Origin of the sequence: Nostoc sp. MS1 (assembly GCF_019976755.1) — a bacterium.
In the GTDB taxonomy this organism is placed as follows: domain Bacteria; phylum Cyanobacteriota; class Cyanobacteriia; order Cyanobacteriales; family Nostocaceae; genus Trichormus.
The window spans coordinates 807,915-828,779 of sequence record NZ_AP023441.1 but is presented as its reverse complement, the minus strand read 5'-3'; the positions used below and the strand labels follow the sequence as shown (position 1 = coordinate 828,779).

General features: G+C 41.1%; 19 protein-coding genes. 6 read left to right on the top strand and 13 right to left on the bottom strand.

Going from position 1 to position 20,865, the window contains the following annotated elements:
- Positions 1–165: 165 nt before the first annotated feature.
- Entirely contained in the window at positions 166–1,971 is a 1,806-nt protein-coding gene (locus tag NSMS1_RS03615; protein WP_224091130.1) for a PAS domain-containing sensor histidine kinase, read from the top strand.
- Between the two features lie 63 nt (positions 1,972–2,034).
- Here the strand turns inward: NSMS1_RS03615 and NSMS1_RS03610 are convergent, their stop codons facing one another.
- The 4 genes from NSMS1_RS03610 to mnmG all read right to left on the bottom strand — a co-directional run bounded on the left by NSMS1_RS03610 (position 2,035) and on the right by mnmG (position 7,784).
- The gene (locus NSMS1_RS03610) at positions 2,035–3,375 is read right to left on the bottom strand and encodes an ATP-binding protein (RefSeq protein ID WP_224091127.1); all 1,341 of its coding nucleotides are present in this window, start codon (positions 3,373–3,375) and stop codon (positions 2,035–2,037) included.
- 23 nt (positions 3,376–3,398) lie between these two features.
- Positions 3,399–3,935, bottom strand: a complete 537-nt coding sequence (locus NSMS1_RS03605) for a methanogen output domain 1-containing protein (RefSeq protein ID WP_224091122.1) — start codon at positions 3,933–3,935, stop codon at positions 3,399–3,401.
- Between the two features lie 229 nt (positions 3,936–4,164).
- On the bottom strand, positions 4,165–5,541 hold the full coding sequence (locus NSMS1_RS03600) for a hypothetical protein (protein ID WP_224091120.1): 1,377 nt from the start codon (positions 5,539–5,541) through the stop codon (positions 4,165–4,167).
- Positions 5,542–5,861: 320 nt separating this feature from the next.
- A complete protein-coding gene (gene mnmG / locus NSMS1_RS03595; RefSeq protein WP_224091117.1) occupies positions 5,862–7,784 on the bottom strand; it encodes a tRNA uridine-5-carboxymethylaminomethyl(34) synthesis enzyme MnmG in 1,923 nt (640 codons plus the stop codon).
- A 247-nt stretch (positions 7,785–8,031) separates the two neighbouring features.
- Here mnmG and NSMS1_RS03590 point away from each other — a divergent pair, with 247 nt between their 5' ends.
- From NSMS1_RS03590 to NSMS1_RS03575, 4 genes are all read left to right on the top strand, one after another.
- Complete coding sequence (locus NSMS1_RS03590) at positions 8,032–8,871, top strand: D-alanyl-D-alanine carboxypeptidase family protein (RefSeq protein ID WP_224091114.1); 840 nt, start codon at positions 8,032–8,034, stop codon at positions 8,869–8,871.
- 63 nt (positions 8,872–8,934) lie between these two features.
- A complete protein-coding gene (locus NSMS1_RS03585; RefSeq protein WP_224091112.1) occupies positions 8,935–10,383 on the top strand; it encodes an NYN domain-containing protein in 1,449 nt (482 codons plus the stop codon).
- Between the two features lie 155 nt (positions 10,384–10,538).
- Positions 10,539–11,111, top strand: a complete 573-nt coding sequence (locus NSMS1_RS03580; RefSeq protein ID WP_224091109.1) for a TIGR04376 family protein — start codon at positions 10,539–10,541, stop codon at positions 11,109–11,111.
- 287 nt (positions 11,112–11,398) lie between these two features.
- The gene (locus tag NSMS1_RS03575; RefSeq protein ID WP_224091107.1) at positions 11,399–11,971 is read left to right on the top strand and encodes a nitrate transporter; all 573 of its coding nucleotides are present in this window, start codon (positions 11,399–11,401) and stop codon (positions 11,969–11,971) included.
- Positions 11,972–12,041: 70 nt separating this feature from the next.
- Here NSMS1_RS03575 and NSMS1_RS03570 read toward each other — a convergent pair whose 3' ends face one another.
- From NSMS1_RS03570 to NSMS1_RS03555, 4 genes are all read right to left on the bottom strand, one after another.
- Complete coding sequence (locus tag NSMS1_RS03570; protein WP_224091105.1) at positions 12,042–13,421, bottom strand: collagen-like protein; 1,380 nt, start codon at positions 13,419–13,421, stop codon at positions 12,042–12,044.
- A 21-nt stretch (positions 13,422–13,442) separates the two neighbouring features.
- Positions 13,443–14,426, bottom strand: a complete 984-nt coding sequence (locus NSMS1_RS03565) for a RimK family alpha-L-glutamate ligase (RefSeq protein WP_224091103.1) — start codon at positions 14,424–14,426, stop codon at positions 13,443–13,445.
- 204 nt (positions 14,427–14,630) lie between these two features.
- Complete coding sequence (locus NSMS1_RS03560) at positions 14,631–15,323, bottom strand: hypothetical protein (RefSeq protein ID WP_224091102.1); 693 nt, start codon at positions 15,321–15,323, stop codon at positions 14,631–14,633.
- Positions 15,324–15,337: 14 nt separating this feature from the next.
- Positions 15,338–16,186 carry a hypothetical protein gene (locus NSMS1_RS03555; RefSeq protein ID WP_224091100.1) on the bottom strand — a complete coding sequence of 283 codons (849 nt, stop codon included), beginning with the start codon at positions 16,184–16,186 and terminating at the stop codon, positions 15,338–15,340.
- A gap of 189 nt (positions 16,187–16,375) precedes the next feature.
- On the opposite strand from NSMS1_RS03555, the gene NSMS1_RS03550 reads away from it, so the two are divergent.
- On the top strand, positions 16,376–16,525 hold the full coding sequence (locus NSMS1_RS03550; RefSeq protein ID WP_224091098.1) for a hypothetical protein: 150 nt from the start codon (positions 16,376–16,378) through the stop codon (positions 16,523–16,525).
- On the opposite strand, the gene NSMS1_RS03545 is transcribed toward NSMS1_RS03550, so the two are convergent.
- The 5 genes from NSMS1_RS03545 to NSMS1_RS03525 form a co-directional block, all read right to left on the bottom strand.
- Entirely contained in the window at positions 16,517–17,365 is an 849-nt protein-coding gene (locus NSMS1_RS03545) for a hypothetical protein (RefSeq protein WP_224091097.1), read from the bottom strand. The two genes, NSMS1_RS03550 and NSMS1_RS03545, sit on opposite strands and share 9 nt — an antisense overlap.
- Before the next feature lie 13 nt (positions 17,366–17,378).
- On the bottom strand, positions 17,379–17,654 hold the full coding sequence (locus NSMS1_RS03540) for a hypothetical protein (RefSeq protein ID WP_224091095.1): 276 nt from the start codon (positions 17,652–17,654) through the stop codon (positions 17,379–17,381).
- Positions 17,655–17,703: 49 nt separating this feature from the next.
- On the bottom strand, positions 17,704–18,081 hold the full coding sequence (locus NSMS1_RS03535; protein ID WP_224091092.1) for a hypothetical protein: 378 nt from the start codon (positions 18,079–18,081) through the stop codon (positions 17,704–17,706).
- Between the two features lie 9 nt (positions 18,082–18,090).
- Positions 18,091–18,420 (bottom strand): hypothetical protein, encoded by a 330-nt coding sequence (locus NSMS1_RS03530; RefSeq protein WP_224091090.1) that lies wholly within the window; start codon positions 18,418–18,420, stop codon positions 18,091–18,093.
- Positions 18,421–18,533: 113 nt separating this feature from the next.
- Positions 18,534–20,864: a hypothetical protein gene (locus tag NSMS1_RS03525; protein ID WP_224091088.1), complete on the bottom strand. Its 2,331-nt coding sequence runs from the start codon at positions 20,862–20,864 to the stop codon at positions 18,534–18,536.
- Between the last annotated feature and the right edge of the window lies 1 nt (position 20,865).

The following is a 20,865-nucleotide window of genomic DNA, read 5'->3' as shown; positions in this document are numbered from 1 at the left end:
GTTCAATAAAATTATTGATTTTCACCTACTGAAGTTTGTTAATTACGAATTACGTTAGCGTAGCAGGGCGTAGCCCATTACGCATTACGTATTACCAATTGGTATTATTACTGTCTGGAAGCAGGAAAAACCTACAACGCTATGGGTGAGGTTAGCAAAACTCTAATGACTACCTTGTTGAGAAAGTTGCAACGGCGGTGGAGAGAAACTATTTCTGCACCTAGTACGGGTGAAATTCAAGCTGTTGACCTACACTCTCAACAACAAGAGTGGCAGGTAATTAGGCATCGTTTTTTATGGCAGAGGTTACATCTGTGGCTATGGCTAGTGCTAGGCTGCCTATTGTCGTTTACTCTTAGGGATATCTACGACTTGTTCTTTCCTCTCCAAGAGTTTCATTTACTCCCCCAGGTGATGAGAACTCAAAGGTTAATCATCAATGCAGCAATGTTGTTGAGTTTACTGGTTTGTTTTGCCCTGCGTAAAACCAGGTTTGGTCATCGTCATCCAGGGGTACTATTTTTAGGCTCATCTTGGTCGCTGAGTTTGGCATCACAATTATTCGCCACTCTTAAAGGTTTTGCCCTACCCGATACCGCAGGCTGGTCATTATTATTTTTGAGCCAAGCTACCTTCATGCCTGTGCGCTGGAGTCTCCATTTAGTCTGCCAGCTAGGAATTTTAGCTTACTATTTTGGTGTAAATACGGTTCTTAGGCTGAATACTCCTCTACCTGAACATCCAGAAATATACAATGTCACCTTTATTCTCTATATCTTTTGGTTTTGTATTATATGTGACCTTGGTGTTTATCTATACGATCGCCTGCAACGTTCAGAGTTTTATGCCCGTAAAGAATTAGAATTAGCCAATGATAAGTTAAGGTTAGCGGAAGCTAAATACCGTAGCATTTTTGAAAATGCAATTGAAGGTATTTTCCAAAGTAGCCCTGATGGACGTTACATTACAGCCAATCCAGCTTTAGCCCGTATATATGGTTATAATTCCCCTGATGAAGTGACGGCAAATTTTACAGATATCGAACATCAATTATATGTTGACCCGAAACGTCGTGCCGAGTTTGTCCGGTTAATGGAAGAGTCTGGACTAGTACCGGAATTTGAGTCGCAGATTTATCGGCAAGATGGTAGCATTGTTTGGATTTCCGAGAAAGCCTATGCTGTCTGTGATGAACAAGGGAAATTACTTTACTACGAAGGTTTAGTTGAAGATATTACTCAACGCAAACAAGCCCAAGAAGCCCTGAGAGTATTTTTCCATGCCGTTTCCCATGATTTACGTAACCCGGTGTTGGGGACTGTGATGGTGTTGAGGAATTTGTTGAATGAGGAAGATGAGGAGAAGACAGATATTGTTACTAATTCTCAGTCCTCAATTGCTGTACCTCGCTCTATTTTAGAGAGGATGCTGCAAAGTAGCGATCGCCAGTTAAATCTGATTAACTCTTTACTAGAAGCCCATATTGGCGAGATACAAGGTTTGAGTTTGCAATGTCAGCCTGTACAATTACGGGAAGTGGTAGAAGGGGCGATCGCAGATTTAGAGCCAATGCTAGTAAATAATCAAACCACGCTCATAAATTTAATCACCGCAGATATACCATTAGTAAATGCCGATCCTACGCAAGTATGGCGTGTATTTTCTAACTTCATTGTCAATGCGATCAAACACAATCCCCCTGGTTTAGAGATAACTATTAATGCCATCCCCCAAGGCGAAATGATTTACTGTACCGTCAAGGATAATGGTATCGGCATTAGTCAACAACAGAGCGATCGCTTATTTGACCTTTACTATCGTGGTGGAAGTAATCGTAATTCATTAAGTTTAGGCTTGGGTTTATATCTATGTAAACAAATTATTACTGCTCACGGTGGCGAAATTGGTGTCAAAAGTGATTTAGACAAAGGAGCAACATTCTGGTTTACTTTGCCAATATTAGATGGGTAGGTTGATATATCACTTCTATTTCCAAGGGATTGGTAATTGGTAATTTGTAATAGTTACGTAAATTTACATAGGTTCGGATTCCTCAATAATAGGCAACTCAATACTAAATTCCGTTCCCCAAGTTGGATTGGACATCATATTGATTCGCCCATTATGGCTTTCGATGATTTGGTAACTAATTGATAATCCTAACCCTGTTCCTTTACCAACGGGCTTAGTAGTAAAGAAGGGGTTAAATATTTGATGATGAATCTCGGCGGGAATACCATTACCATTATCCTTGATGCGAATGACAATGTTGCGATCGCTGAGTTTTTCTGTGCGAATCCAGATCCGACTAGAATAATTTCGTGTTAATTCTGACAATGGGCTATGCTGCGATCGCAATTGTTCAGCTTCTTCTAAAGCATCAATCGCATTATTCAAAATATTCATAAATACTTGATTGATTTGCCCAGGAGAACAAAACACTAAAGGCAATTCACCATATTCTTTGATCACTTCAATATGAGAATACTGAGTGCAGGGGTTGAGACGGCTTTGTAAAATCATCAATGTCGCCTCTAAACCCTCATGAATATCAACTAGTTTGAAAGTTGCTTCGTCTAAACGAGAAAAGTTTCGCAAGGATTTTACAATCTCAGCAATACGTTGGGAACCCATTTTCATGGAACAGAGTAAATTTTTGATATCTTGTTGAAGAAAATCAAGTTCCATTGCTTCAATCGCCTCTTGAATAACTTTGCTGGAATGGGGATATTCTTGCTGGTAAAGGTGAATTAAGTTTAGTAAATCATCATAGTATTCACTGGCGTATGTTAGATTCCCATGAATAAAGCTAATTGGATTATTAATTTCATGGGCAATTCCTGCAACTAACTGTCCTAAACCAGACATCTTTTCTTTTTGGACAGCTTCAAGAGCGTTTTGTAATTTAATTAGAGTGTGTTTTAAGGTTTCATTTGATTGCGCCAGTTCTAGCTGAATGCGCTGACGCTGTTGAATCTCCTGACTCAAAGCATGAATTTTTTGGTTCAGCACAACAAATTCATTACTTTTGCGCTTTTCTAACCGTAGTAAATTAATAGCTGGACTGTCTGGCGATCGCGGTTGGACTACTGCGCCTTGAGTACGACAAGCAATTCCTTCTCCCACAGCTTGGTGAATTGTAAAAGCGCCCCAAATCATTTGCCGACTTTGGGCGCAAACTCGAAGATATTCGTTCACCTTATTTGGACATTCAGTGACAAATTCACTCAAATGCTGACCAATCAGTGCTTTACTGGTTTTGCTAAACAGTTTAGTAGCAGCTTGATTGACTGCAAGAATTTCCCCTGCACTAGTTACAAGCAGCAGAGGTTCTGGCAAAACCTGAGCAAAGGTTAAAAATTGATCGGGTGTCATGAGTTTGAAGTACGGCAGCGCTATTATGCTTTGAAGTATTCTTGTCCTGCAAACCCATCTAATGATTCGTTAGGTTGAAGATGAATAACGACTGTGCATTCCTTTGCGCCTCTAGCGATTGTGTCTTGTAACTCAACTCTGGCATAGCCGAGATTATCAGCTGCGATCGCACCGAAAATATTAGATGTCATGACACACATAGCTTCGCGCCCTTGTACCTGTTCGGCAAAGGGGCATTTGCGATTGCCTAAAACTATCTTCTCATCACTTTCTTCAATTACGTAAAAGTCACCTTGAATCCGGCGTTTCCAATCTACAAGGACAGCCGTTACCTGCTCACGCGAAAGATTAGATAGTTGCAACCCGTTATGATATATCTGATTAACATGCTGTCCTGTCCGATAGCCGACTACATTCAAAAATCCTGCTGCTTCTTCAATACCAACAACATCTTGTAAAGTTCCAGCCAATTCTCGAATGATAGTGCGGAGAAATTGATCGCGCTCAATTGGCAATTCTAAAGATTGTACTTGATGGTCGAGCGAAGATGTTTGAATCATAGTGGAGTTCCTGAAAACTTACATAGAAGCTAATCAATAGCATTTGGTAAAAGAAAAGTCAGCAACAACTCGAAATCTCTTCCTTAAGTACTATTGACACCTAGCTAAGTTTAGTTTTCCCCTACTAACTGCAAAACTCACATCAATTTAGGCTAATATCGGGACTTAAACAAAATCAAACAAGTAAATATATATGGTTCACCCTGTTGAAAACTCCTCCTACTGCCTCCTACAATTTCTGTCCTGCATAAATTGATCGCACTTCACCATTACGCCGCACAATAGCTTCGCCGTTGTTCACCTCAACTAAAGTCCAACCGCTAGTACCTATGGTTTCACCAATACTGACACGACGACTAGCACCATTAATTTGAAACAACGCGACAGATTTATTGCCTAACTCTAATAAACCTTCTAAGGTATGGCTGGGGGCTGGAGTAGGAGCGTTCACTGTCAGCGCGGCTACGGGTACAGCGTCTCCACCAGTATTAGGCTGTGTTGGTAAGCTTGCACCAAATGGCACAACGGGCAATGTAGGTAGTAATTTAGGTGATGTTTGCACATTGATTGGAGCATTGCGTACAGGTACAGGTTTCAGTTCTGAACGCACAGCCGAAGCTAACATATTGACGCTTGCAGGCTTACTTGTTGGTTGTACTTGATTTAAAGTATTTTTCACTACATTAGGTTGGGTTGTTCCCAAATTATTTGCAATAGGTGATAAAGGAGTACCGGGAATTGGTGGTGGAGCATAGCGCATTGGTAAGGGCGCTTGATACACGGGGATATAAATCCGCTCAACAACGTTGGGGCGGCTGGGTGCTGGGAGTGTATTGTTAGCGGTAAGGGGTGTTGGGAGATTACCAACAGGTGGCTGAGTGTTATTTAAAGCCAAGGCTGTAGGGTTATAAGCTATCCTGTTGCCCATTTCTGCACGCGCTGGTTGTTGATTCCCCACATCGGATTTGTCTATAACTGCCAACGCTCCCAGCATATACTGAGCTAAGTCGCCCTCTACATCTACTTGTGGAGCTAATTGTGATGAGGAAACATAAACATCTGGTTGGGTGAGTCTGGAGGTGAGGCGCAATAAAAGTCCAGATTGCACTATGTATAGTACACCTGCGATCGCTACACCAATCGTTGTCCCGACAATCAAAAGTTTGCTCAAACCAAATTGAGATGACTGACGGATTTTTGCTAGTGGTTTGGCAGTTTGACTATCAACTACAACCTTACCCCCTTTACTCAGGACGGGGGATACTGTCTGCATCCGGTTGAGGGTAGTTGGCAAAACAATCTGCGGTACATCCACTGTACGCAAATTTTCATATTCTAAAGTTTGTTGATGGGACGGGTTGCTGGAACTAAGGAACCAATCGCTGGCGGCAGTTTCTTTCGTCCTGCTGACTGAAGATGCTTGGCGTATTTGTCTACCTCTGGTGTTAGTGAGGTGAGGCAAGTTTACATCCAGAATCTCATCAATATCAGCAAAAAGCTCATCCATCAAGCCATCAGCGTAAAATTCTATTGACCAAGGCTCATTGACAATTAAGTCTTCTGAAGCGTCTGGAATAATCAGATGGTTACTAACTTTTTGTAACATAAGCATTTTGGGTGGTAGTAGCCAGGATGGGGCAACGTTGCCCCTACTACCTGGAAATTAGGATTTTTTAAATGAGTTAGGACTTAAGCGATGAGAATTTTTGCTTTGGAAGGGGTGTGACAGTTGTCAGTTGTCAGGTTACTTTCACAGTTCACTGATTTGTACCCTTCCAATCGTTGATTTCTCATGCTGATGCAAAAGCCCTCAGTGTATTAAATCCAACGTAAAACGGGGATCAGTTGATGATGCCAGTTTTAATCGCTTGTCATCTATCATACCCATCCCCCCTTCTACTATACTCACCCTTAATGAAGATGAAGTTAAGTTAAAGCTGCTAATCCTGACTGGTTCTTAGTTTGACGCAATTCTAAATAAATTAACAAAGCGTTAATATCAGCTGGATTCACCCCACCAATCCGGGCAGCTTGACCAATGGTCAAAGGCTTAACCTTGCTGAGTTTTTCCCTTGCTTCTTTAGAAAGAGTGTCAATTTTTGTGTAGTCCAAATCCCCTGGTAACGGGCGTTGCGCTTGACGGGCAATCTGTTCGATTTGGCTTTGTTGTCTGGCGAGATAGCCGGAATATTTGATATCGATTTCAGCGCCTTCTCGTTCAGCTTGGGTGAGGGTGGGGTTTCCTAGCCCGTATTTATCAAGGTCTACATAATGGAAGCCAGGACGACGCAACAAGTCAGCCAAGGTAATCGAACCTTTGATTGCTTGTTGGGTATCAGAGGCGATCGCTTTACCTACTTCATCATTTTCCTTCACCCTAGTAGCATACAGCCGTTCTTTCTCGGCGGTGATTTGGGCTTGTTTGCGAGTAAATAGTTCCCAACGGCGATCGTCTACCAAGCCAATTTCTCGACCTAAAGGTGTTAGGCGCTGGTCAGCATTATCAGAACGCAGCAGCAGGCGATACTCGGAACGGCTAGTCAGCATCCGGTAAGGTTCGCGTAAATCCTTTGTACACAGGTCATCCACCAAAGTACCCAAGTAACTTTGCTCACGGGCAAACACAATCATTTCCTGATTCCGTACATATCGTGCTGCATTAATACCTGCCACAATTCCTTGGGCAGCAGCTTCTTCATAACCTGTAGTTCCGTTGACCTGCCCAGCACAAAACAGGCCTGCAATCTTCTTCGTCATCAGTGTGGGATAACACTGAGTTGCAGGCAAGTAATCATATTCCACCGCATAAGCAGGCCGTAACATTACGCATTTTTCCATACCAGGGAGACTACGTAACATCTGTAGTTGCAAATTTTCCGGCAACCCTGTGGAAAACCCTTGGATATATAATTCGGGAATATCTCGCCCTTCTGGTTCAATAAAGATTTGATGGCTATCTTTATCAACAAAGCGGACAATCTTATCTTCAATACTTGGACAGTAACGGGGGCCTTTAGCATCTACCCAACCACCATACACAGGCGATAGGTGCAAGTTTTCCCGAATTAAGCGATGGGTTTCGGCTGTGGTACGGGTCATATAACAAGGTATTTGTTCCCGTTCCACCCAAACCTCTGGGTCGAAGCTAAACCAACGCACCTCTGCATCACCTGGTTGGAGTTGCATTTTGCTGTAATCAACAGACCGCTTGTCTACCCGTGCGGGTGTCCCAGTCTTTAACCTCCCGGTTTCAAATCCCAAACGGTTAAGAGTTTCGGTTAATCCCTCAGCCGCAAATTCCCCGGCGCGTCCGGCTGGCATGGATTTATTACCCACCCAAATTTTTCCACCCAAGAATGTACCCGTAGTCAAAATTACGGCTTTACACTCAAAAGCTACGCCAAAATAAGTTTCAACACCAATAACTTCATCATTTTTACCCAGCACCAAGTCCGTCACCATCGCTTCCCGGATGCTCAAATTCTCTTGGTTCTCGACAATATTTTTCATCACAGCCGCATATTCCCGCTTGTCAGTTTGGGCGCGTAATGCCCACACAGCTGGCCCCCGTGAAGAGTTGAGGATACGCTTTTGCAGGTATGTACGGTCTGCCATCTTGCCGATTTCCCCACCCAAAGCATCCACCTCATGGGTCAACTGGGATTTGGCAGGCCCACCCACAGCCGGGTTACAGGGTTGCCAAGCAATTTTATCCAAGTTGAGTGTCAGTAACAGGGTACGACAACCGAGACGGGCAGTAGCAAGTGCTGCTTCGCAACCGGAGTGACCTGCACCGACGACAATGACATCAAAAGCGTCTTGAAATTCTATTGAATTGTGCATGGTCATACGTACAGGATTAACAAGCTGAGAGTTATTTTCGATTTTAACCTATCTAGCCAGTAATTTTATGGAGGTGATATTTTTAGATAAAACTTAATCTAGTTCATCAACTTTTTGTTTCTGATTGCATATTAATTATTGATGGAATGAGTTACATAATAGATCATTCTCTAACTTTAACAGCATTGTATAAATGTTTTTGTTATAAATAAAGTTATGCGTTTTTTTATCTTTATCTAATATTGGTAATACCATGAAGCGACGAAATAAAAAAATAAAATTTATTTGTCTTAGCATTTTAATAGTTTTTACATTAGTTGCAAGTAGCTCAATTAATCATTTTAGTAGTTTAAATAATCAAACATTGAATGCTTGTGAGATTAATGCTTCCGTAGCTTGTCTTGAACTACATAACCAACCAATTTTACCCACGCCTAGCCCTAATATTCCGCAGACTGATCAAGAACGTTATTTAAGTGCGATCGCTACTCATTTTCCCACACTTCCCCAACCTGGGAGTTATGAATATATCTTACTCCGCGCCTACGGTGCAGCTTTTATAGATCCAGAACCAACCGTTAAATTTCCACCTACTGTAGTTTTCAATAATGATCAGGAAACGCAAGCATATCAAAATACATTAGAAATAGATAAAGTTACCGGAACTAACAATTGTTATCTCCAGAAAGCAGCAGCAAATGCTTTAAATAAAGCACGTTCACAACAAAATATTCCCCTCAAATCTGGCTATGGTGCTAGTGATTGTACTCGTAATTATGCTACCAATTTAAGATTTTGGCGCAAATATGCTAATCAAAATACTTTAGATAAAGTCCGCGAAGGCAAAGAAACAGCAATTCTTGGAGTAGTCGCGCCACCAGGAGCATCACAACATTTGTGGGGATTAGCAATTGATTTACGAGTATCTAATGCAAAACAAAGACAAGCTCTTAATGATAACGGCTGGTTTCAAACTGTAGAAAATGATGTCCCACACTGGACTTATCTTGGTGTCAGTGCAGATAAGTTATCAGATTTGGGGTTAAAAAATAAAGTTGTTCGCGGAATTAGCTATTGGTTAACACCTATTTAAGTGTTAAAGATGATGCAAACTTGGGAATACTAAATCAAAATTGTATTGTCAAGGAATATAGCTATGTCAAATGAAGTTAATAACCAGTATCAAGCTTTATTAATTGAACTGTTAAAGACAACCCATCAGAAACAGAGCTTATACACACTTTTATCTCAACACATAGATAAAATTAATGAAAATTTGGCTTTAACATTACGAAAATGGGCTATCGAACAGTTTAAGCAGCGACCAAATACAGCTATAAATATAGCTAAGATTATTTATGAATTTAGTAAGACTATTCACTCTTTTAAGCATGGTAATCCTACTACTAATTTAGAGATTGCGATCGCTGGTTATGAAACTTCTTTACAGGTTTATACTTATGAAAATTTTCCTCAAGATTGGTATCACATACAGCAATCTTTATTAGCAGCTTATCAACAACGTCAGCAGCTTTTGTCTATAAGCATCGCTGAACTAAAACAGGAAGCTCATCAAAGCATAAGTTATTTCAACACTATATTTGAGAAATCCCCAGAGGAAATAAAACAAGCTGAACTACAAATAGAAATTTTGAGAAACGAACTAATAGAGTTAAAACAGCAAGAGACTAAGTTTATGAAAACAGATGAAATCCCATCTTTAATGATTGAGTTGCAAAAAATAAAACAGAGTAAAATTAATACTAGTAGTCTTCAATTTGCTAATTCATCCAATAATAGCGAGTTTAATACAGCTATATTTTATGATATCGAGAATCTAAGTTTTAGTAAAAACAATTCTCAAATAAATTTTTCTTTTAAAGAGATGCGAGATAAGTTAAAGAAAATTGATATTTTCAAAAAAGTGGCAATTCAATGTGCTTACGCAGATTGGAGCGAGAGCAGGCTGAAGCCTCTAAAAGATGAAATTCAACAACTTGGTGTTGCAGCAATTCAAATTTTCGATTTTGGACATAACAAAAATGCCGCAGATATCCAACTCTCTATTGATGTGATGGAATTAGTAATTTTACGTCCTTATATACAAGTATTTGTGATTGTCTCAGGTGACGGTGGGTTTGCTTCTTTAGCTAAAAAGCTACATGAATATGGAAAAACAGTAATTGGCTGTGCTTACGAAGGAAAGATTAACAGATTTTTTCAGTCTATCTGTGACTATTTTATAGTTTTACCTTCTCTGCAAGGGAAAACTGATGAATTGCCGATTACTAATTCCAATGAGTTTGTCAAAAATACAAATGATGACATTTTCCTTAAAACGAAATTGATTTTACAGAGGTTGAAAAAAGAAAATAAAATTGGGAAAGATGGTATACCTATCGCTCAAGTTCATAGCTTGTTAAAAGCGGAAATTCCTGACTTTGATGAAAAAAGATCACAAGAGGAAAATTGTAAAAAGTTGTCAACTTTCTTTAAAAAGGTAGTTGAGGGAACAGAGATATGCGTAGCTGGTAATAACAATAAGCTAATGTTGAAAACAAATCTACCTGCTGATACTGTTGGACGAACTAAAAACGGTCGATAGGCAATAAATCTACTAAAATTTATATCTATATATAGATGAGGTAAATTAAGTAACAGATACAACACTGTAAATACTATTTACACGATTTTCTTTTTCTCCAACGATGATAAGACTACAATATAGTAGTAACGCATCTAACCTCTGGAGTTCTGACAGTGGGCTTATTTGATGATTTGAGTCGGTTTCTAGAAAACCGTTTAGAGGAGTTCTTGCGTAATAATCCGCATTTGGAGTTGGAGGCGCTGTTAGAACAACTGCGTCAGCAAGAGGAAGATACTTTAAAACTGATAGCAGATTTACAGTTACAAGAGAAGCGATCGCAAGAAGACATTCTCGCCACAGCCCAAGAAATCCAGCGTTGGCACATCCGCGTCGAAAAAGCCAAAAACGCTGGTAGGCAAGATTTAGTCGGGCCAGCACAAGAGAGAGAAGCTGCCCTTTTGCGCGAAGGTAATCAGCGTTGGGGACAGATGCAAGGGCTAAAAGAACGCATACAGCAATCCAAAGAATTACTAGGTAAGATACAAGCTAGACGACAGGAAGTGCAAACAAAAGCTGCACAAGCGCAAACAGCACGCGCTAAAGCCCAAACCCAACAGCGTATAGAAACTAATGGTTGGTCGAATACCACCAGTTCTAGCAGTAGCTTTGATGACTTAGAAGAAAAGTTCCGCCGTTGGGAAACACAAGACGAATTAGAGCAAATAAAGCGTAATTTAGGAAAATAAGTTTCACTAACAATGATCTTTAGGGTTGGTAATAGGTAAGAATCTATTACCAATTTTATTTTTAACTAATTATGTATATTAAAGAACAAATTTAACAAATATAAATGTTCATTAAATACATTTTTACTTCTAAAAAATTAAATATTTAGATTTTATTTATTTTTTTATAAAAAATTCTATTTCCTGATATATTTAAGTTACCTCTTTAATTTATCTTGATTGTCAATTTATTTGCCTTTTTTTGCTTGCCACAGTATTTTCTAGACGTTTCAAATAAGAACTGAGGCATGGATCAAAGTATATTTTTAGATGTTTTAACTAGCCTACAGAGACTATTTGTAGGTTACATTCCAGCCGCTATATTCGGCAGTTTCATTGGCTATCTAATAGGTATCAATGCTACTGTATATCAATTCATGCGGCGGATATTTCAGATACCAAATAGTATACCTCCTATTGCGCTATTACCTATTACACTCTTAGTTTTTCAAGAGAATGAATCAGCAGTATCAGTAGTAATTTTTTTTGCCAGCCTGTGGACGATTATTATCAATACTGCTATAGGTATACAACATTTTCGTAGACAAAATAATAACTTTCGCGCAGTTATATTCCATACAACTCATGCGTTGAAAGTTGGTATTTGGGTTGCATGGTTTACAGTTATTGCCATAGAAATGTTACTAGCTTCTAAAGGGCTAGGTGGTTTCCTGTGGAATAATTATAAATCAGGTAATACCAATTACATAATTGAGGTAATAATTTACATTGGCATTATTGCATTTTTACTAGACCAATTTATTGACTACACAGGTTATCTTCTAGCTCAGATGGTAACAGATAATAAAAAGCAATCATAAGATAATTCGTAATACCCTGCCGGTTCGCGTAGCGTCTCGTAGAGAAGGCTAACGCCTACTTAATTCGTAATTATCTTTTCCGAATCGCTCCTTGCCAACTAATTGTTTGCTTGGCAGAACGATTTCCTAGAGAACGGGTGGCAATTACTTCTACGTCAACATTTACTCCAGGACTGAGGGTTTCGGTGGGAATTTTTAGCTTGCCTAAAGCCAGAATAAAACGGTTATAGTCGCGCGTTACTAATTCACTAGGAATATCTCCGTCGTAGACAGTTCTGTAGTCAGAAAAGCCACCAGAATTATCTCTTGCTCGGAATTTGACGCGAAACTGAGTCTGAAGCGCATCGGATTTTGCAGCTAAATCTACTATTTTTAAGTTGAGATTTTGTCCAGCATCGGCAAATTCTGCTACTGCTAATCTTGTTACATCTTTTCTGGGAATGGCATTGTTTACAGTAAATGTAGTCAAATTACCTTGGCTACTTGTGCTACCTGCAAGCCATAAATCTTCAGGAAAATTGACTTCTACTTGTTTATTGTCGTTTAAAGTGACTGTCAAAGTTTGATTAGCAAAACTAGTGATGGGCTGCTTCTCTTGCCAAACTATCTGAAAAGATTCTTCTAAACGTTGGGTAAATTCTCGATACTCATCAGCAATGACAGAACCTGGGGCAAGTAAAGCAGTCGCACCTTGGCGGACATTCCATTTATTTTTGGAAAGATTTAGCTTTTTATCCGCAAGTTCAGCTAAATTTATAGTCACACTGGGAGTTTCGGCTGCTAAAGGTTCCTTACTGTTAATAATACTTAGGGTTCCTAAGCTGCCATTTTTGCCATCTCCCCCATCGCTACCATCAGCCCCATCTTTCCCATCGTGACACCTGTAGCGTTTCTTTGTACATTTATAGTCAGCACTACCCGGAGTTCCTTTACAGGTTTCTATTTCCCAACTCCGCCGCCGACAATTACAACCGGATGTACCATTGCCACCCCGGCCACCTCGTCCACCATCTCCAGGGGTTGCACGGACGAAAATCTTGCGTAAGTCTGCCAAATTTGTATAGTAGACAGTCACTAAACCACCATTACCGCCATTTCCACCCCTACCACCATTCCCACCAGCGCCACCATTAGGTGCATAAATATCATGGTTGGGGTTATTGGGTTGGTTGCCGCAATAAGGTCTGCTACCTCGTTCACCGTCTTCACCATCTTCGCCATCTTCACCAGCTAAGTCAAGCTTTACTGATGAACCATCAATAAACACAGTTCGGTTATCGCCATCACGGCCATTTCTGCCACTTCGTCCATCAGTGCCGTTACTACCAGATGTCTCATATTTCTCGTAGGCAACAGCAGAACATAACACTGAGCCAGAAGCAGGCAATAAGCTAGTAAATAAGCAGAATGTTAATAGCAGTGGTAATTGACTTCTCAAACCTTTGAGCATGGGAATTAATCGAGATTGTATCTAAGTATTGCTGACGGTGATTAGTGGTGATTTGCTCCCATTGTTCTCAGTAATTGCCCTGTCTATACCAAATGCGAGTAAATTAGCGATCGCTCTACTAATCGGTTGATTGGTAGCATACTCATAATAGGTAAAACCAGGGGAAGGATTAACTTCAAAGCAATACCATTTACTATCCAGTGTGCGGCGTAAATCAATACCACACAGAGGCAAGTTTATCGCTTTTGCCAATACTCTACATTTCTCCTCTATCTCTTGGGGCAACTCGTAAGCAAGGATATCTGTAGACTCATTATCTTGCGTGGCATATCTATAATCATCTGCTTGGGAAATGATTTCACTGGCAAAAACTTCTGTACCTACAACATGAACCCGATAATCTTGACCTGGGATATACTGCTGGAACTGAGTTGGACACCAAGCAACGTTAGCCAACCGCTCTAAATGTTCAGGGTTGAGGCGTGATACCTTACTGCGAACACCACTGATTGATTTATAGATAATATTGCCATGTTCTTGCCAAAAAGCCTGCACCGCATCGGGGTCTGTCGTGACTAAAGTTTCCGGTACTGGAAAACCTAGCTGGCGAATTTGCGCTAATTGGTAAGGCTTTGAACCGTTGGGAGCCATCGCGCTGGGACGGTTAATTACTAAAGCGGGTGTAATTTCCGTCCAACATAAAAAAGTATCATCAAAGGCGATCGCATGTTGCCAAGCCAAACTATTAACACCAGCTTGCTCTATTTGCGGTAAGCGGCGCGAGTCATAAGGGCGAATATAAGCAGCCGTGACTGTACTTAAGTCAATTGTGTGCTGTCGAGTCCGAATTACTCCTTGGACTGTTTCCCCCACAGACATCTCAATTTCCGTATCTAAAATATCTCGTTGGTTAAGCAGTACCGTAGGCACACCCAGACTCATCAATTCTGAGTAAACAGCCGCCAAAGGTGAGTCTTCAGGAAGACCCCATAATAAAATTAGCATTTCACAGATATGCTCCATTTGGGGATGGGGGAGTGAGGAGAGATGTCGCTTGCTTCTCTTACGAGACGCTACGCGAACCCATAGGGTGGGAGAGGGGGAAGATGAGGGAGAAAGGGGAGATGAGGGGGAGATGAGGAAGAGGGGAGATAGGGAAGCAGAGGAGCAGAGGAGAATAACTAATGACTATGGACTAATGACTAATGACTAATCACCAAAACACTCCAAAATCGCATCAGCTATTTCTGGGTGAGAAATATCAGCCCACAACTCAGCATTTATCAACTCTGCATTGGCTTCACGGCTGGTAAACTGCACAGTTAATAATTCAACATTTGCTGTACGAGCGAGGCGTTTGGCATGAGTTGCCAGTTTATCATCTACTTGACCTACACAACGATTACCAACAACTGTCACGCTTACGGGTGGTTTTTCTAAAACCTGAGTTTGGATAGGAGTAGATAATACAGCTTTTCTCTGCACGGGACGCACGGGTATACCAATTTGCGCTGCTGCATACACCCATTGCTGCTGTCGCCAGTTAGGCCCTAATAAATATGTTGGCGTTGGTCGGTTTAAAACTGGACATTGCAACCCTGATAACCAGGAGACGAGAAAAGCATTCATTTCTGTCGCTACATAAGCGCGGTCTTCTGGGACGATGTGTAGTAGCTCCTGTTCAGGAAGGTAAGGCAGGCGGATGAGAACCCCGGTAATTTTGGCAGTGGCGATCGCCTGCCCACCAACCACTACTGTAGAATCAACAGAAGAACTCAAGTAATGCCGCCATCCCGCCACTGACAAATCTTCGGCTGTCAACAGGGTAGCATCGTGAGCCGCCCAACTAACTGCCAGTGCCTCGGCGGCTTTGTCGTGACGACTGGCGACAATTACTAACACTATGCTTACTTCCCCTATTGATGATTAACTACTCGCTGACCAACGTTAGGACGTTCTTGTGCCTCAATAAATGAGCGTCCGTTCCCATTTCCATTACCTGTTGTGCGTTGTTCTATTTCATCAAGGCGTTGAGCCATCATACCGAGTACCCGTTGTAGTTCACTGGGAACAGTTGGAGATTCAACTGGCCCTGTTTCAGGGAGTTTGTTTTCAGCAGCCTTCTCAAGCTCTTTAATTTCCTTGACTTCGTTCTTAAATTCTTTGTTAAGTTTAGCTGGGCCAGTCAAAGTAAACTTGCTACTACCATTTGCAGTAGGCAAAGCATACGCTAACTGGTCAAAATCAGGAACGGGAGGTTTGAGGCTATCGGGTACGAATGTGCCACGATGTTCAGGTGTTAATAACAAATCGATAGGAGATGCGGTCGAGGAAACTAGAGCAATTTCTACATAACCACGAATTTCCAGATTTTTGGCTTTTAATATCTCTGGTTTGGTGACATCAGGTAGTAGAGTAACTAACGCTGTGTCATGGGCAGGAATACTAAGATCGTAAATGTATTTTTTAGGATTACTAGTAGGAATTAGTTCTTGAAATTCATCTTTACCTGTAACATCTTTGATAGTTACTGTGTCTGCTAAATTTAATTCTGGAGTAGTTGCAGCAAATTGTAATCTGATTCTAATATCAGTACTGCTGGTATTAGCAATAGTCAAGAAATAACCTTGAACAATTGTTCTAGCTACAGCTTCAAAACCTGGAGCAGTAACAGGCGTAATTGGTTTAACTAATAGTTCAAATGTAGAAACAAGATTAAATCTTGGTCTGCCGAGAACTGGGGATACATCAATACTATCTGTCATGGTGTTTATCTACCTGGGAAATTACATATCTAAGCTAACTTCTGATAACTATAGGTAGACAGTACCCTCCAGGGTGATATTGTGAATGGTGATTTTGCGATCGCCTTAACTCCCCAGTTTCTTCTTTACAGATTACAAACCAGCAACTAGCGACTATAATATGACAATGTATTACATAAATACTACAAAATGGAAAAAACAGTTACTTTATATCGTCCCACAGGCCCAAAAGAGTTAGCACTGGTAGAACAAAGTGGATATACTAAATGGCCCCCGCGACTAGCAGAACAACCAATTTTCTACCCAGTCACAAATGAATCCCCAGAGCGTTTACGCTAGTTCGCCATAAAATTCAAGTTCGCTACAGCAAAACTCATAAGACGATGAGCTATTGCGGTCTGTCATGGTGATTCTAAATTGCTGGTAAGCAGTGGTGATATTTATAGGAATACTCGCCCACGCACCAGCAGCATTTATCTGGGTATTGTTGGTTTGATTATCTAATGTAATCCAGTCAATGCCATTGTTACTACCATCCAAGCGCCACGAACGGGCATAATATCCAGTGTTTACATCATGTCTAAATGCGTAGCGAGTCAATTTTAATTTGACATCTTTTAAATTGACCCCTACCCAAGAATTAGCAACATCAGGAGTATAGTTTCCTTGCAGTTGTCTATCAGCTAAAGTTGCAATGTTTCCATTTCCGCCACTAGAAATAGAACAAACAACTTTACCTGAAACATGGGGATTTACCCAATCCTGGGTTTTAGCATTTGTCCCAAGATAATACAAGATGCCATTCGTATCACCGTTAGAAGCCCAATTTAAAACGACTGGCTCAAAGTATTCAGATATTTCTAAATTCCAGTTCCAAACTTGACCGGCTGCGAGTAATGCGTAGGGGTCAGCTTTGAAGGCAATCCGTCTGTTAGTAAGTGCTTCTGGTTTCTCAAATTTGAAAAGATGGGTATCACTATCAGCTTTAATAATGCGCTCGTCATAGACGATTAATTCGTTATTTTCATCTAATTCGCATTGTGCAATTGTGCCAGTAAAAAATGAGTTATTCAGTCCTGATGTATTGTGATTGATTTTTACTAAATCATCAACAATAACTGGTGTTGTGACCCATTGACCGGGAACAGAACTTAAATGAATAGATTCTAGCCAAGCCATAAACAATGTTTAATTATTGATGATTTTGATTTGTAGGAAAGCCACGAATTAACCATGATTTCAGTTCAATTAACTCTTTATCAACATAATCAAATCGGCGTTCTATCTCGTCAAATCCCATTGCAATTCCATCAGAAATATCTTTTTGATTATTCTTAAGATGGTTGAAGTCTCGTTCTGCTGCGTATGCTTTCTTCTGGGCATTTGCAATCATAATAATTGCCCAGGTGATATTTCCTCCAAGAGCGAGAATAAACCCGCCGATGGCTAATAAAGTATCAACTTTCATAAAATGTATAGCCCTACTAAACTAATTAGTAGGGATAATAGAGAGCTAATTAAGAGAATGAAGCTTTACGAATGCCTGCTACTTGTTCAATTTTGCCTTTAACAACTCCAGACACCTTGTAATCTTTATCTTCAAGCTTGCCTGCTGCTTCATCAGCAAATATTCCTTGAAGTTTGCCACGAACAACTAATAGATGGCTAGATTTTCGCTTTCCGTTTGAATCTTTATAACGGATACCAATCCGCCAAATAATGCCAGTTCGCATTAATTCTTTAACTGGTATAACCTCTTCTGTTCCTGTAGGGTCGGCAACTTTTTCAATTCCAGTTTGATTTTTAATCCCTTCGTAAGCGTCAGAAGTTTTGATATAGTAAAAATCGCTAGCTCCTGCGCCAAATGTAACCTTATGTAATACAGGTAATGGCATATTTTAAAATTATCCTAATCTCATGCGTCGTTGAATATTAGTTGAGCGAACATCCTGTCCGCCAACTTTCTTAGGCAGCAATCCACCCATCGCTGATGCTAATTTTGGAGCTACACAAAGGACAGTTTTGTATTTTTTGTTTTCTAAACGGCATTTAATCCGTACTAAATCACCAGACTGAATAAACTCACTGATTTTAGCTTTACCTGCATACACCGTATTATCAGGTTTTGGTGCTGCTTCAATTCCTACTACTGTTTTGATATCCCCGTAAATATCTGGTAAAAGGGCAGCGTATTTCTGACCATCAATTGTAATAATGTGCGGTATCTTTGGCATAAAATTGTATTAATTCCTGCTAATCTAAACTAAACTAGTTTTTGGATGTTTTTTCACAGGGGGGGTTAAGCCCCTGGGAAGTCTGATGTTTTACGGAAGTGTTTGTAAAACATTTACCTAAAATATTTAGACCATTTTGGTTTTGCATTCTTGGTTCCTTTTTCAAAGTAGTCAACCTTGAAAATACGGACTTTAATCTCTAATAGCTGCTGTCCCTTACGCTGTCCGATTTTTTGTGATGAACTTTCTAGAAAAGCATCTGCAATTAGCGGTTTAACTTGGTCAATCATCGTTTGGCACTCTTCCATTGATAAAGCATTGATGAAGACCTTAGTATTATCTTTTAAAGTTAAGATGAGTTCCCAAGAACCTTTTTTGTAATCGGGCAGTGGTCGCTGCTCAGGCGGATTTATACTTTTAGGATGTGGTACAGTCATCGGGTACATTCTTTCGCCCCACGTGCCATCGTCACGCACTTCTCGAAATACATAAATAATTTGTGGAATGTGACCATCCACAGGTATTTGATAGCGTTCGGGCAATGTAAGAATAGCATTGTCAGATCCGTTCTTAGCGTTGCAAAGTTCAGTATTAATTTTTGCAAGTTCTTGAAATTGCGTCTGACTTTTAAGTATTTCATTGCCTTGAAAAGTGGCAATAACTTTAATAGTTTGACTGCTTGTTTTGGGTGTCCATATACCAGTTTCATCTTGCTCACAGCTAATAACAGGTACTTGCAGATCCACCCAAAATATAGAAGCTGCTTCAAGCGATTTGATGCAAGGTGATTCACAAATATCAGTTGATATTGGTGTTCCAGTTGTTGGTGATGTGGTGGGGGTTGGTGTTGGTGGGTTAGGGTTGCCAGTTCCGATTGGGACTGTTGGTGGTAAATCTTTATTTTTATCTGGTGGTGAAGGGTTCGGGATTGGTTGGGGAAAACCGCCGGGTGTAGATTGCGGCGGTGTAAGTGGGGTCGGTGTTCCACTTCCTCCGGGTGTAGGGTTGCTTGGTGGACCTAAAAGTTTAAAGTTAAATGGCTCTAGTCCTGGTGGGTTAGGTGTGGGCGCTGGGTTAGGGTTTAAACCAGGAAAGTTACCACCTAAGTTACTAGGTGTAAAGTTAGGGTTAGGGTTGAGCTTGGGCGCAGGAAATCCATGAGGGACAAAGTTACTACTATCTCCTCTGGGTGTACCTTTAGGAGTTGTTGAGCCTGGAGCGTAATTAGTGGGCGGTTTTGGCGCTCCTGGTGTTCCGGTAGGTGGTGCTAGGTCAGATTCGCCGCCACTTTGAAATTCATAAGGTCGGTTATCTGGCGGCGGCGCTGGTGCTGGTGGGTTGCCTGGGTCTGGTAATCCGTCTTGTGGGGTGATGTCCAGTATCAGGGGTGAAACATAACTTTCATAATATTGCTGTGCTGTCGGTAGTGATGTTTCGTTTAAATCTAGTGATGTAAAGAAATATACACTGTTGCCATGATATACACCAATACCAAATTTATTATCAGCGATGCCCTTAAACATTCCCCCAATCGGGCCGGGCAACCAGGGTGAATCACCTAAATCAACTAAATTACCACTACTAGAAATATAAGCCCCATTGACAGAATACATTCTGTCGGGTTCTTGACCGCCGTAAAATGGCGCTGGTGCGCTGTAGGGAACAGGTTGAGGTTGCGCTGGTGTGGGGAAAGCTGCGTTGTACACTACATCTGCAATTGCACCGCCGACAAATCCGCCGACTATGCCACCCACAAACATACCAACAGGCCCTAGACCAGCACCAAGTGTTGCACCAACGAGGGAACCAGCAGTAGAAGCAGCAGCACCAGCTAAGGCTTGTCCAGCTGGTTGTCCGGCTGCAAGTCTAAATCCTGCATCAATCGCACCGCCAACTAGAGGCGCGGCGAATCTGCCAGCCGGGGTTGGCAGTCCTCTAGGTTTGGCGGTCGGTGCTGGGTTGCCTCCTCCTACTGGTGTTCGTGGCGTGTAAGTTGGAGGTGTAGCAAGCGGGTCTGTTAACGGAATGGTTTTATAGTTGGGTACGGCTGGAGGTTCGGCAGTTGTGGGAACAGTAGCCGGGCGCTTAGTTTGTCGCTCTAGCAGTTCGGCAATTTCTTGAGCCTGATCCACCGGAGTTATATTCTTCATTCTTGTCCGGTTGGGGTCGAAGAACTCGCCCGGCGTTTCTGGTGGCAGTACCTCAACATCTCGGCGCGGCGCTTCATTCATGATGCGCTCGTAGAGATTATCAATTTTATGTTGATTTCTTACCGCATCACTTAATTGTTGTTGTTTTAATAAATATTCAGCCGTCAGATTTTCAACAGACCCAGGTGGTGGAGGTGCGTTGTATCGTGGGGAAACCTGCCCGCCAGGTTCAAAATTAAATAAAAAATCAGGGGATGTATAACCCTGATTTACTTCTTGATATTGAAATTCCACA

What these genes read in the sequence shown, in the direction of transcription:
- NSMS1_RS03530 (WP_224091090.1), bottom strand. Translation starts at nt 18,420, where the DNA reads ATGCCAAAGATACCGCACATTATTACAATTGATGGTCAGAAATACGCT.
- NSMS1_RS03565 (WP_224091103.1), bottom strand. Translation starts at nt 14,426, where the DNA reads ATGCTAATTTTATTATGGGGTCTTCCTGAAGACTCACCTTTGGCGGCT.
- NSMS1_RS03590 (WP_224091114.1), top strand. Translation starts at nt 8,032, where the DNA reads ATGAAGCGACGAAATAAAAAAATAAAATTTATTTGTCTTAGCATTTTA.
- NSMS1_RS03600 (WP_224091120.1), bottom strand. Translation starts at nt 5,541, where the DNA reads ATGTTACAAAAAGTTAGTAACCATCTGATTATTCCAGACGCTTCAGAA.
- NSMS1_RS03555 (WP_224091100.1), bottom strand. Translation starts at nt 16,186, where the DNA reads ATGACAGATAGTATTGATGTATCCCCAGTTCTCGGCAGACCAAGATTT.
- NSMS1_RS03585 (WP_224091112.1), top strand. Translation starts at nt 8,935, where the DNA reads ATGTCAAATGAAGTTAATAACCAGTATCAAGCTTTATTAATTGAACTG.
- NSMS1_RS03540 (WP_224091095.1), bottom strand. Translation starts at nt 17,654, where the DNA reads ATGAAAGTTGATACTTTATTAGCCATCGGCGGGTTTATTCTCGCTCTT.
- NSMS1_RS03550 (WP_224091098.1), top strand. Translation starts at nt 16,376, where the DNA reads ATGGAAAAAACAGTTACTTTATATCGTCCCACAGGCCCAAAAGAGTTA.
- NSMS1_RS03535 (WP_224091092.1), bottom strand. Translation starts at nt 18,081, where the DNA reads ATGCCATTACCTGTATTACATAAGGTTACATTTGGCGCAGGAGCTAGC.
- NSMS1_RS03615 (WP_224091130.1), top strand. Translation starts at nt 166, where the DNA reads ATGACTACCTTGTTGAGAAAGTTGCAACGGCGGTGGAGAGAAACTATT.
- NSMS1_RS03610 (WP_224091127.1), bottom strand. Translation starts at nt 3,375, where the DNA reads ATGACACCCGATCAATTTTTAACCTTTGCTCAGGTTTTGCCAGAACCT.
- NSMS1_RS03575 (WP_224091107.1), top strand. Translation starts at nt 11,399, where the DNA reads ATGGATCAAAGTATATTTTTAGATGTTTTAACTAGCCTACAGAGACTA.
- NSMS1_RS03570 (WP_224091105.1), bottom strand. Translation starts at nt 13,421, where the DNA reads ATGCTCAAAGGTTTGAGAAGTCAATTACCACTGCTATTAACATTCTGC.
- NSMS1_RS03545 (WP_224091097.1), bottom strand. Translation starts at nt 17,365, where the DNA reads ATGGCTTGGCTAGAATCTATTCATTTAAGTTCTGTTCCCGGTCAATGG.
- NSMS1_RS03605 (WP_224091122.1), bottom strand. Translation starts at nt 3,935, where the DNA reads ATGATTCAAACATCTTCGCTCGACCATCAAGTACAATCTTTAGAATTG.
- mnmG (WP_224091117.1), bottom strand. Translation starts at nt 7,784, where the DNA reads ATGACCATGCACAATTCAATAGAATTTCAAGACGCTTTTGATGTCATT.